The sequence below is a fragment of the Pseudoalteromonas sp. PS5 genome (assembly GCF_004103255.1).
Taxonomy (GTDB): domain Bacteria; phylum Pseudomonadota; class Gammaproteobacteria; order Enterobacterales; family Alteromonadaceae; genus Pseudoalteromonas; species Pseudoalteromonas peptidolytica.
Map to the genome: position 1 here is coordinate 60,437 of NZ_RCSQ01000010.1, position 12,263 is coordinate 72,699.

Annotated in this window: 8 protein-coding genes; 3 read left to right on the plus strand and 5 right to left on the minus strand. The window is 43.4% G+C overall.

From position 1 onward, the window contains the following. Window positions 1-2 precede the first annotated feature (2 nt). Both D9603_RS01610 and D9603_RS01615 read right to left on the minus strand, forming a co-directional pair. Window positions 3-1,244 (minus strand): hypothetical protein, encoded by a 1,242-nt coding sequence (locus D9603_RS01610; RefSeq protein WP_128729798.1) that lies wholly within the window; start codon window positions 1,242-1,244, stop codon window positions 3-5. Further along, the gene (locus tag D9603_RS01615; protein WP_128729799.1) at window positions 1,225-1,872 is read right to left on the minus strand and encodes a methylamine utilization protein; all 648 of its coding nucleotides are present in this window, start codon (window positions 1,870-1,872) and stop codon (window positions 1,225-1,227) included. The genes D9603_RS01610 and D9603_RS01615 overlap by 20 nt, the downstream gene beginning before the upstream one ends. A gap of 191 nt (window positions 1,873-2,063) precedes the next feature. Here D9603_RS01615 and D9603_RS01620 point away from each other — a divergent pair, with 191 nt between their 5' ends. Further along, window positions 2,064-4,106, plus strand: coding sequence for a glycoside hydrolase family 97 protein (locus tag D9603_RS01620; protein WP_128729800.1), 2,043 nt, complete (start codon window positions 2,064-2,066; stop codon window positions 4,104-4,106). 55 nt (window positions 4,107-4,161) lie between these two features. Here the strand turns inward: D9603_RS01620 and D9603_RS01625 are convergent, their stop codons facing one another. Continuing rightward, on the minus strand, window positions 4,162-5,574 hold the full coding sequence (locus tag D9603_RS01625) for a glycosyl hydrolase family 18 protein (RefSeq protein ID WP_128729801.1): 1,413 nt from the start codon (window positions 5,572-5,574) through the stop codon (window positions 4,162-4,164). Between the two features lie 239 nt (window positions 5,575-5,813). Here D9603_RS01625 and D9603_RS01630 point away from each other — a divergent pair, with 239 nt between their 5' ends. Continuing rightward, complete coding sequence (locus D9603_RS01630) at window positions 5,814-6,509, plus strand: S24 family peptidase (RefSeq protein ID WP_241651551.1); 696 nt, start codon at window positions 5,814-5,816, stop codon at window positions 6,507-6,509. Between the two features lie 34 nt (window positions 6,510-6,543). Here the strand turns inward: D9603_RS01630 and D9603_RS01635 are convergent, their stop codons facing one another. Beyond that, window positions 6,544-7,716: an MFS transporter gene (locus D9603_RS01635; protein WP_128729802.1), complete on the minus strand. Its 1,173-nt coding sequence runs from the start codon at window positions 7,714-7,716 to the stop codon at window positions 6,544-6,546. 79 nt (window positions 7,717-7,795) lie between these two features. Here D9603_RS01635 and D9603_RS01640 point away from each other — a divergent pair, with 79 nt between their 5' ends. Then, window positions 7,796-8,608 carry a helix-turn-helix transcriptional regulator gene (locus D9603_RS01640; RefSeq protein WP_128729803.1) on the plus strand — a complete coding sequence of 271 codons (813 nt, stop codon included), beginning with the start codon at window positions 7,796-7,798 and terminating at the stop codon, window positions 8,606-8,608. A gap of 111 nt (window positions 8,609-8,719) precedes the next feature. On the opposite strand, the gene D9603_RS01645 is transcribed toward D9603_RS01640, so the two are convergent. After that, window positions 8,720-11,614: a TonB-dependent receptor gene (locus D9603_RS01645; protein ID WP_128729804.1), complete on the minus strand. Its 2,895-nt coding sequence runs from the start codon at window positions 11,612-11,614 to the stop codon at window positions 8,720-8,722. Window positions 11,615-12,263 lie beyond the last annotated feature (649 nt).

A 12,263-nucleotide genomic window follows, 5' to 3' on the forward strand; every position in this document is an offset into this window, starting at 1 on the left:
TTTTATAAGCTAAAACGATACTCAGCGCTAAGCCGCCAGACACTATCTGTTTGTTTGGGTTTACCATTAAAGGCTTCTCGATTCGCAACGGTAGTAGTGAGCCCTAGCCATTCAGCTCCTACTATCCAATTTGAATGCAACTGATATTTTGCAGTTATAGTGAAACCATGGCCATGACTTTGGTTTGGATCGAACTGCCAGTCATCTTTATCGATAACCTTAAATTGCTCTGCTCGCACACTAAAGCGCCACGCGTTACGCTTATGAGTCAGTAACAGAAACCAACTATTGAAGTCATTATCGACACCGCGATTAGTCCCCATCGCAGTATTGCCAGCCATTCCTTGGAGCAGCAGCTGTGTTTGTGTTGATAACTTATAGCGCCAAGCAGCGCTTATAAACTTGGTGTCCCACGCATATTGGCCTGTGCGATAATTAATTTTGCTCGGATCACCATTATTATCGTACCAATACACATTGACCGCGCTACGAGTCGAGAAGTCATGATGATACCCAAAGTAGTATCCAAAACGACCATCTATTTCTGTGAAAGGCTCAACATATTGCGCTTGATGCTGTAACTGCGGCGTATTTAACGACTCAACGGCGGCAAAGGGTATACTTTCATTAAATACCGACTGCCTATCATGAACTGTAAACCCTCGCCATGCTAACAAAGTACCTGCGGGATCATTGCCCTTAAAGATCCCAGCAACCCCTTTATACCCCTTACCTCTGCTGCGACGAGTTGATGGCTGCTCCACGGCTATTTCTGAACCAAATACACGCACCTCTTCCCCAATCCAAGCATTAATTGCTGAATACTGGTAATGGTAAGGAGATGACCAACCAATATCTGGGTTTTCAATGGAAAAACTGGGATAGAAACCACCGGTACGCACTATCAACCGGCGACCATTTTTGGGAAGGGTGCGATACTGTAAATATAACTCGGTAAATCCGAGCTTATCATCTGGATCTGGTACGTATTGCATTACGCCATGTAAAGACCAAGCACTGTCAAAATCAACACGCCAATCCACTACCCCGCGACTCAACGCCAAATCTGACTCGGCTTGGCCAAAGCGAGTTACCCCCCAACCTGGTTGATACCAAGCTTTACGGTTGTCATCGTGCTGCCAGGTAGCCTGTAACTGGCCATGTCCAGACACTTCGACTGCATTAGTTTGCCCAATGGCAAATAATGCTAGCATAGGGCTTAATTTAGTAATCATCGAAGCCATCAGAAAAGTCCTGCAGTGGAGCAATCAACGTTTGTTTTAATTGATACGTTATTGAACTGGTGTTACTCAAGCCAGAGAGCTGGTGCTGCTCAACTTGCTCTAGGTTTTCAAACCGTTCGTGCCACACATGTAGCTGTAACGCGCCTGCTTGCCCCAAATCTAGATCCAGAGTGACATAACCATTACTATCAGTTACGGCAAATAAAGGACTGTCTACAACCACGATATACCCTAACATCCAGTCATGAATATTACAGCCAAGTTCGACAATCCCTGCCTTATCAAAAAATACCTTTTTTGGGTCGTCACGATAGAGCTTCAGCTCAAAGGGCTTGGCTGGTGAGAAAGAGTACACATGATGCAAAATAGAATCTAAATTAGGAAACGAGACCTGAGCCCCTGTTGGTACCATTAGAATATGCGGCACAAATGACTTATCCTTTTGCTCCATCTTGAAACCATTTTCCGGTGCCAAGTGCGCGACGCCTTCACCTTCAAGCCATACGGCTGCATTCGCTAGCGGCTGCTTATCATTGTCTAACACTTGTATTTCCAGCGCATCAACAGCGCTTGATTGTAATGCGACTAGTGCGATGGCAAGACATCGCAGCAAAGTTAGGTTTTGCATAAGCGGTTTGTCCTATCCTTATTTTATTTTGTGCTTATCTTCAGTAGACCGAGCGGAATAAATATTACATTCATCGCATTTACTGGATGAATACGTATGCAGCTTTTACGTGAACTTTAGCATACAACAGTAAGCTTAGCTTATACGCAAAAGAACACGAATAGACGTGTCGACAACAAAAAGGAAACGCTATGCGCCCCCTATCAGTTTCGCTCGTTGGCTTAAGCTTTTTTACCAGCACAAGCTTCGCCACATCATTAGCAGTCAGCTCGCCCGATGGCAATATTACTTTTACTTTAAATGACGATAAGCGCCAACCTACCTACCAAATAAGCTTTAACAACAAAACCATTATTGCTCCCTCTAAACTTGGTTTTGACTTTGCGAAGGCGGCATCTATGCGTGATGGGTTGACTATCACCACGCATCACCGTAGCAGTGTCGATAGTAGCTGGGAGCAGCCTTGGGGTGAGGCTCGCGTGATCCAAGACCAGCATAATGAGCTGGCGGTCACATTTGCTAAACAGACCGACCAATCACCGCAATATACTGTACGCGTCAAGGTGTTTGATGATGGTGTCGGCTTTCGCTATGAGGTTGCTCAAAACCAAGCCCTTTATATTACCAAAGAGCTCACCGAATTTACCTTTGCCAGCAGCGATAAGATTACCGCATGGTGGATCCCAGCGCGTGGATGGAATCGCTATGAATATGTATACAACACCACACCTCTGCACGATGCTGCTCATGTGCACACCCCATTTACCTTAAAGAACCAAGATGGTGTGCATATCAGTGTACACGAAGCCGCCCTTATAGATTATGCGGGTATGACATTAAATCAACGCCGTCCCGGCACATTTATAGCTGATTTAACTCCTTGGTCAGATGGGATTGCAGTTAAGACCAATGGCAAGTTCAACACACCTTGGCGCACGCTTCAAATAGGAGGTGAGGCTAAAGATTTGCTCAACTCCCACTTGATTTTAAACCTCAATGAGCCAAACAAACTAGGCGATGTTTCTTGGGTTGAACCGGGTAAATACATCGGTATTTGGTGGGAAATGCACATAAATAAAAACACTTGGGGAAGTGGAGAAAAGCATGGTGCAACGACTGAGCGCACTAAAGCATACCTAACCTTTGCAGCCGATAATGGCTTTGATGGTGTATTAGTTGAAGGCTGGAACACTGGCTGGGATGGTGACTGGTTCTTCAACGGCGATGTTTTTAGCTTTACCGAAGCCTACCCTGATTTCAACATAGACGAAATAGCCAAACATGGCGAAACTGTCGGCGCTCGCTTAATTGGCCATCACGAGACTTCAGGCAATGTTAGTAACTATCGAAATCAAATGGAAGAGGCCTTTGCACTCTACGAAAAAGCCGGTGTACGTCAGGTAAAAACAGGCTATGTTGCAGATGGCGGCAACATCAAACGCATTGATGCCAAGGGCAATGCCAGATTCGAGTGGCATGATGGCCAATTTATGGCAAATGAGTACCTAGACAACATAAAACTGGCGGCCAAACATAAGATCAGTATTAACACCCATGAGCCTATCAAAGACACAGGGCTGCGCCGCACCTATCCAAACTGGATTTCTCGAGAAGGCGCCAGAGGACAAGAGTTTAACGCATGGGGTACGCCACCAAACCCACCTGAACATGTGCCAATGCTTGCTTTTACCCGCATGTTAGCAGGCCCTATGGACTTTACTCCGGGTATTTTTGACATGGGCTTTAATGGCCTTGGTGATAAAACTAACCGCCCACAAACCACCCTAGCTAAGCAATTAGCGCTTTATGTTGTACTTTATAGCCCAATTCAAATGGCGGCCGATTTACCAGAAAATTACCTCGCTAAGCCAGATGCCTTTCAATTTATAAAAGATGTACCGACTGATTGGGAACACAGTATCGCACTTGCGGGGGAAGTGGGTGATTATGTTGTCTTTGCCAGAAAGGAACGTAAACATAAACAATACAGCGGTAACGACTGGTTCTTAGGCGCAGTGACGGATGAAGAAGCAAGAGACATTCCTATTACTTTGGACTTCCTCGAACCAGGTAAAACCTTCGAAGCACAAATTTACGCAGACGGTGACAAAGCTGAATGGAAGCACAATCCGTATGAAATGAACATTTACCGTAAAAAAGTAACCAGTACTGACAAGCTGATGTTAAAACTGGCAGCCGGTGGTGGGGTTGCGATCCGCTTTAAAGCACTATAAACAACCGGTGGTCACCCTCTATAGGGCGACCACCATTTTAAATTACCGCTGAGTATTACTGACACTGATAGCTAGGGGTTAATCCTTTAGCTATTTCCCACTTCGCCGTTAGCAATGATGCAGGTCCGTTGCTATCGTGCGAGAGCTCCCAATTCATAATGCCGCCAGCATTGAGCTTAGCGTACTGCGTTTTTGCACGGATCGTCGGGATACCATTATAGTAGCTGCTGCCATCACTATCACGACACGCATTGGCTGGGTTTTCTTGCAGTAAGGTGCGGTATGCCTTCCAAGTAGGTCTTGCATAAAATGGTACACCTAATACCGTTTTTTCCTTGCTCAAACCACGACCTTGCCAATAAGCAATAGAATCTTTGGCATATTGCATAGAAGCATGATCGCCATTGTTCGCGTCATACGCCATCAAATTTAAAAAGTCGATATCTTGGAATACAGATTCCAACACGCCACCACCAGTGTACCCAAGCGCCACCACTGCGGCTGTCAAAAATTTACCTCTGGCACGCAACTCAACGCTTAGCGCCTTCATCAGTAACGCATAATTATTTGCCGAAGCTCCAGGATCTGGATACTCCCAGTCCATATCAACCCCATCAAGATTGTGCTGCTCAACAAACGCAATAACCTCTTGGACAAAACGCGCTCGACCTTGCTCCGAGCTAGCAAATGTCTCAAACGCACTATCGTCACCGCCATTCCAGCCACCAATGGCAATCCCTACCTTCACATTATTGGCATGAGCTGAATTTACTAGCGCTGTCATTTTGCTTAAATTTTCGAGCGGTCTTAGTGTGCCATCAGCATTAGGAAGTAAAAATGAGTAATTGATATGGGTGAGCTTATCAAATTGAATGTCGCTCACGGAGCCTTGCCAACTTGGGAAGTAGCCGACAATTTTAAAATTAGGATCGCCAGGAGGTGTATCATCAGAAACTACACTAAAGCTCACAGAACTCGACTCACCTCTCGCCCCGGATGTATCAGTGGCATAGACGGTTAACGCACGAGCACCAAGCCCCTGCGCTTGCCACATGACCTCATAGGGTGGAGTGCTATCAGACGCCACAAGCGTACCATCAAGATAAAACTCAACATTATCAATGGTAGTATTTTGCGGATGACTTACTGTTGCAGCAAGACTAACGGGCGAACCAACCACAACGCGTGCATTGCTGCTCGGAGAAGTAACCGACACAATGGGAAGCGGCGTAGTCGCATCACAGCGTCCGTTTGCTTGCCAGACTCCATAGGTTTCAGAGTGTTGTGCTGGATTTTGGTTTTGTGTCCACCATTTAGCTGTGTATTTGGAAGACTGATAAGTGACAGCATCTCCACCGGTATAGACCTGCTGTGATTGCCATTGCGTTAAGTTGCTACAGTCCACAGCTAATGCAACTTCCATCGCACCTAAGAGCGGAAGTGCTATCAATAGATTTGTATATTTCATTACCTTTTTCCATGTTGTATGTCGGCTAAAGCAAGCCATGCCGAGTTTAAATAAATGTTAACTTGCGATTCTAGCCTATCAGCATGGTTAAATTTCATACAGGACACAATGCTACGACCTTAGTCTAATACAGTGATAAAGCGTCTTACTTTCTATTCCATTCGTGTATTTGCAGTGGAGCACGTTTATAAAATGCGCAATTGATGCTCGTAGGCTGTACAGATAAGACAGAGCTCAGTATGCTTGCAAGTTTAGGCGCTGATAAAGAGAATAACACTGAAATGAGTACGGCATTTTCGAGACGATTTGTAACTTTAGTGGAGCAGTTTGCAGGCGGCAATAAACGTCAATTTGCCCAACTAACAGGTAAATCTCCTTCCCATATTTACCGTATTTGTCGCGGCTTGAGCCGCCCATCTATGATTTATCTTGAACATCTTTATAATCTCTTTGCCGTTGACTTAAATTGGCTACTGACAGGAGAGCAGCCTCTCGATAAGCCACAAGGCCAGCTCCAAGATGAACTTACACTCATTCCAAAACTCGACATTGAGGCCAGTGCAGGTATGGGTAGTGTAATTGGTCATGAGGAAGTCACCGAGCAATTTGCACTCAACCGTCGTTGGCTAAACTCCCATCTTGGCGTGTACTCAGATAAACTCGCCTTTGTCTCTATCCGTGGTGATAGTATGCAGCCTACATTATTAGATGGCGATATGGTACTTGTGGATTTATCACAACATCAGCCTAGTAAAGATGCCGTTTATATCGTGCAAACGCAAGACGGCCTAATGGCAAAACGCGTGCAACAGAGACAGAACCGAATCCAGGTGATCAGTGACAACCCTGACTACCCGAGCTGGGAGATCACCGCTGACAATGCCGATAGTCACGGCATTGCAGGACGTGTTGTTTGGTGTGGTCGCAGTATATAAGCCACACCCTACTTTACAGTGTGATGCACCAACATCACACTGACTTAGCCAGCGTTTCCTGTCCCTTGTGTGTATTCACAAACTGACTTAGCACTAACGAACATACAGCCAGTGCAGCCCCAAAGTAAAATACCAAGGATTGATCGTACAGCCATACCACCCCAAAACTTGCAGGGATCACCACCGCAGCAATATGGTTAATGGTAAAGCTAACACCAGCCGTTGCCGCGATATCTTCTGGTCGAGCAATTTTTTGGAAATAAGTTTTAAGTGCAATCGCCATCGCAAAAAATAAATGATCAATCACATAAAGTGCCGCTGCAAAGCTTGCTGACTCTACTAATGCGTACCCAATAAACACCGCAATCAGCCCAATATATTCTATTGTCAGGGTTTTACGCTCACCTATATGACCAATCATCTGCCCAATCTTAGGTGCAATAAATATGTTTACCAAATGATTTAGCATATACAGTGCTGTGATCTGCGCCACATCAAAACCAAACTTTTCCACCATTAAGAAACCCGCAAATACCATAAAGATTTGCCGCCTCGCACCAGAAAAGAAAATCAACGCATAATAAAGGCTATACTCTTTTCTTAAAATCAGCTTCTTATGTTGCCTGGTGTGTATTTCAAACGTCGGAAAGCCAATAAACATAAGTAACGCAATAATAAAACCAACACCGCCAATTAGTAGATACATCCACTGATAGTCCGCAGAGAAGTAGCTAAAACCCAGCCATATTATCGCGTAGGTGATTAAAGAGGCGATGGATTTAATCGAGAGCAAGATACCCAGTTTTGCCGGTGCCTCATCTTTATTAAACCATTGTAAACTGAGCGATTGATTTAACGTCTCGAAATAGTGAAAACCTATCGACATTAATACTGTGGTCGCATACAAACCGTATATAGTAGGTAACAACCCCGTAATGGCGACGCCAAGCGACAACAAACACAAGCTGATCAGTGCGAAGGTTTGCTCCTTTAACACCAATAAAACAAATACCGCTGTAAACGCCAAAAACCCAGGGATCTCACGCAGCGATTGCAACATTCCCATATTAGCACCATTGAAATTTGCCGCTTCAATCGCAAAGTTATTGAGCATAGCCATCCAACCTGCGAACGTAACGGCCATAACAACGGTTGCGAGCACTAAGAAATTAAAAGGACTTTGCCATCCTTGAGAAGTATTCTTCATGATTATCTCCACATAAAGCACAACTATTAAAAGTTATGGCTATAATATGGCCACATTTTAATTTCTGATATACACAATTATGCCAAGTTCTTTATCAAAACAGACAACCTCTCCTTGGCGTATTCAGCCAAAGTCGAAGCGCTTTTTAAAACCTGCACTTGGTCGACCAATTCTTCCTAGGGCAGTAAAAAAAGCAGAGTGGGAACATGTCCAGCAACATCAACATGATTGGGGCCAGCTTGCATATACCAGTAATGGCGTGATCACTATTGTGACCCCAGAGGGCACATTTGTGATCCCTCCTGACCAAGCTTTATGGCTCCCTCCAGGCCTGCCACATGAGACATATTGTCGCTACGGTGGAGACTTTCGTAGTGTGTATATTGATACTAAATATACTGAGTTACTGGGAAATAAAGCCAAGTTGATTGTTGTCGATGAACTACTAAAACAATTTATTTTGGAGATCTGTACTTGGCAGGAAGATTACCACCTAGATGAAAAAACAGAGCGATTTATAACGGTCTTTATTGATAGGCTAACATCAGCTGCAACTTGCCACTTTTTTATTCCAAGCGCACAAGATGCTCGAATCTTACCCATTGTAACCGAGCTGCATACTAACCCAGGATGTAAAGTAAGTTTGGAGGAATGGAGTGGTCAAGTGGGCGCATCCACTCGTACACTAAACCGTTTATTCCACAAGTGTTTTATGATGGGCTTTAGTGACTGGCGCCAAAAATTAAGGGCAATCAAAGCAATCGAATTGTTAAAAGGCGGATATTCTCAGCAACAAGCAGCACAGTATTTAGGTTTTGACTCAACCGCGGCATTTAGCAGTGCGTTTAAAAAGGTATTTGGAAAACCACCAGGGCAATATCTAAAAAAGTGAGCGAGTAGCCTCTTAATTTTTTATTAGTTGAGTTAAAGCAAAAGGGTATGCAACTGCATACCCTTCAAAGTTGTCACTCTAGAGCTATTCTTAACACTCTAAGATTTACATCTAAAATTGATAAGTAAAGGCACCGTAATACATCCGCCCGATATTGTCATAACTTGCACTACTTGCACCTGTGCCTGTAGTGTAGCCTGGTAGATCTCTATCAAACACGTTATCAACGCCAAGTTCCAACGTAATGCCATTGTCGAAACGATAGCCACCACGTATATCTGTAATAAAGTAGCTGCCATAGCTCATAATGTTACTAGGATCTGGGTTTTTATTTAGAGACTTATCGGTATATAGGCTAACTTCATCTAAGTAACGCGTTTTCGAGCTAAAGTGCCAGTTATTGACCTTATAGCCAAGTGATACCATAGCTTGCCACTCTGCTTCACCTGTTGTCCCAGCATACTCTTCAGAGTCTGATAAGTCAGACTGGAAAGGAAATTCTTCACGACTCTTAAGATAGGTTCCTATTAGGCTGGAAGTCATACGACCTTCGAATAAATCAAAGTCATAGCCAATCTCAAAATCTATCCCTTCTGCGTTCTGTTTAGCAACGTTTTGCGTAATTGAACGAATACCGGTTAACTCTCCGTCCGCATCTCGTGTCACCAACGCACAGAACTGGTTATCAATACCACTTAACGAATCAACACATTTATCAAGAATGTCCTGGCCTGAGATATTATTAATTGCATCTTCAATCTCAATTTCCCAGTAGTCAAGTGTTATAGAAAGACCCGATATTGCTTCTGGTGTATATACTACACCAAATGTAAGGCTATCAGATTCTTCTTCTTTAAGGTCTGGGTTGCCACCAAGTACGCCCGGTATAGAAGAGCTGGTCGCTACCGCGTCAAAATCTTCTGGGATACCAAGTGCATCACAGTTCGCTCTGCGGTTCGCATCTTGAACTTCACCACGCTTACAGGGGTCAGTGATACTTCTAAAAAAGTTCTCACTTTGAGGCCCGTATAGTTCCGAAATATTTGGTGCCCGCATCGCTCTAGACTTAGTGGTTCGAACTCGTAACTCATCTGTTACCGTCCAGTTTAAACCCGTTTTCCAGCTTACGGTATCTCCGATAGTTGAATAATCAGCATAACGTACTGCGACATCTAATGATAAATCCTGCACTAACATCATATCGGCAAGTAATGGGACAGAAATTTCAGAAAAGGCTTCTCTTACACTGAAGTCTCCATGCTCTTCTTGGATTGCATTCAAGAATGTTGCACCCGTTGCAGCAAAGGCATCAGGTAAGGAATCACTTTCTTCTTTTCGATACTCAAGACCAAATGATACGCCCACATAACCTGCTGGTAATTCAAATAGTCCGCTATTACTGATATTGGCATTCAATACTGTTTGCTTAATCTCAGACTTACTGACACTTGTTGTATTGAACCAAGCTGCGGCTTCATCACTTACTGCGCCATAGCCAAACATACTTGTTGGTACACACCCTGCAGCACGAGCTTGCTCATCACGACAAACAATATCACCATTGTCTAATCGAATAGCATCAGCTGACTGCTTAATACGTGCTTTAATCGTATTACCTGCATTGGTCTGCGTGATCTCTGTCTTACCATACACAGCAGACGCTTCAAAATCCCAGTCCTCAGCTACAACTCCGCTCAGCCCTGCAACAAAGCTTGTTGTCTCACGCTCATTCAATTCATAGCGACGGCCTGCATCTTCCATGAAACGGTGCATATTAAATTCATCGACGCCATTTCTATCCATCAGCTGTGCCAAAGACTCATGCATATAAGCATTATCTCTTTTGATCACAAATGCACCCGTCCCACGGCTATCACCATATTCAAAATACGACGGCTGACCAATAGAATCTGCTTCTGATTTTGTGTACTTTGCAGAGGCGTAAACATTCAAATCTGACGTAATATCGTAGTTAGCTTTGATATTTACGTTTGTATTTTCAAACGTTGGCTGTAATTCTCGATAACGGGTTAGGTCAAGGATATCACAGTCGCCAGAACAAATTGCCCAGTCATTTTCATAGGTTGTACCTAGTTTTTGTGGTCTAACACTGCCGTCTGGGTTAAAGGTATACCAAACTAACTCGCCATTTTCCTGCTGATAAAAGTTACCATTTACGGAGTCATCATAATAACCGGCATTAGTGATTGTTAACCTATCAGCTATCCCATCATGAATATAGTTACCATCTTCGCCAGCGATGTCACCATCATTTGGGTTAGTGATTGAGCTAATCAGCCTATTAGTTTGAGCGCGGTCGGTAGCATTCATACCATCTTGGCTCACATGAGATACTGAAATACCGACATTACCCTTACCGCCATCAAAGTCTAGGCCGTAAGAAAGGCTGAACTTTTCATTTTCATACGGCCCTTCCGCAGCAGTACCTTTAGACACACTTAAGTCAAAACCTTGAATGTCTTTTTTCAAAATGAAGTTAACTACACCTGTTACCGCATCAGCACCGTATACAGCTGACGCACCACCCGTGATAATTTCAACACGCTCGATCCAGTTTGAAGGAATATTATTAACATCAACAGATGCAGAACCCGGACTACTTGACACATGGCGCTTACCATCAACCAACACCAATGTTCTTGCAGTACCCATACCTCGTAGGTCAAGTAAACTCAGACCTGCGGTACCAATACTTCTTCCAGCATTCGCAAGAGAGTAGGTGTTTGCTAACGCTGGCATATCATTTAATGCTTCACCGATGCTTGTTACACCGCTGGCTAACAATGCCTCTCCACTGATAACTGTCACTGGGGCTGGGGCGATCGCACCCTCTCTTAAAATGCGAGAACCTGTTACTTGGATTTTTTCTACTTCATCAACTCCGGAGCTTTGTTCTGCAAGCACATTCATTGAGGTTGACGCAATGGCACAACTTACGGCAAAAAACACAGGAGTTCGTTTTGTTATTAGGTTTGTTATATTCATTTATGACCTTATTCTTTTTTATATACTTCGTTCCCGATAAAGCAACAACATAAACTATTTCTTTACGAGGAAAAGATCAAGATTTTTTATAAAAAATATGAATTTTTTTATTTTTAATAAAACAACAACAGATTTATAACATCAGAAAGAGAGGTGAAAAATGCAACAAATTGAAATTTATTAATAACATTCTTTATCAAAAAAGGGTTAGGAACTGTAATCAACTTAGAGCTTTCAGCCTGATTATTCTTACTTATTTGAGCCTATTAATCAAATAGCTACTCCATTTCCCGATCAACCCGCTTTGAACCGCTACGAAGCTGGTTATATCAATTATGATAATTAATTTGCTAATTTGAAGCGAGAAAATCTCTTATTTAGATTTTCTAAATAAGAGCTCTTTAACGCAGTTAACGTCTGATTTATTCCTCCAAATTGAACAAATATTAAGGCTAATTGGTATTACAGCAATGTTCGAGCTTAAAAACTACGAAGCCCTCAGCTCATTGAGATGAGCGCATGTAGGATATTTTTGTTCTTTTTGTTTAATAGAGCCAACAGCTCGGCGGGTAAACCGCCTCCTACCAGTGCTGCACTTTGTTGATATTGTGGTGGGAGCGAGTTTAGCTCGCGATGTTACAGAGTAGAC

Coding starts and splice junctions, on each gene's coding strand:
- D9603_RS01610 (WP_128729798.1), bottom strand. CDS start 1,244: ATGGCTTCGATGATTACTAAATTAAGCCCTATGCTAGCATTATTTGCC.
- D9603_RS01615 (WP_128729799.1), bottom strand. CDS start 1,872: ATGCAAAACCTAACTTTGCTGCGATGTCTTGCCATCGCACTAGTCGCA.
- D9603_RS01640 (WP_128729803.1), top strand. CDS start 7,796: ATGCCAAGTTCTTTATCAAAACAGACAACCTCTCCTTGGCGTATTCAG.
- D9603_RS01630 (WP_241651551.1), top strand. CDS start 5,814: ATGCTTGCAAGTTTAGGCGCTGATAAAGAGAATAACACTGAAATGAGT.
- D9603_RS01625 (WP_128729801.1), bottom strand. CDS start 5,574: ATGAAATATACAAATCTATTGATAGCACTTCCGCTCTTAGGTGCGATG.
- D9603_RS01620 (WP_128729800.1), top strand. CDS start 2,064: ATGCGCCCCCTATCAGTTTCGCTCGTTGGCTTAAGCTTTTTTACCAGC.
- D9603_RS01645 (WP_128729804.1), bottom strand. CDS start 11,614: ATGAATATAACAAACCTAATAACAAAACGAACTCCTGTGTTTTTTGCC.
- D9603_RS01635 (WP_128729802.1), bottom strand. CDS start 7,716: ATGAAGAATACTTCTCAAGGATGGCAAAGTCCTTTTAATTTCTTAGTG.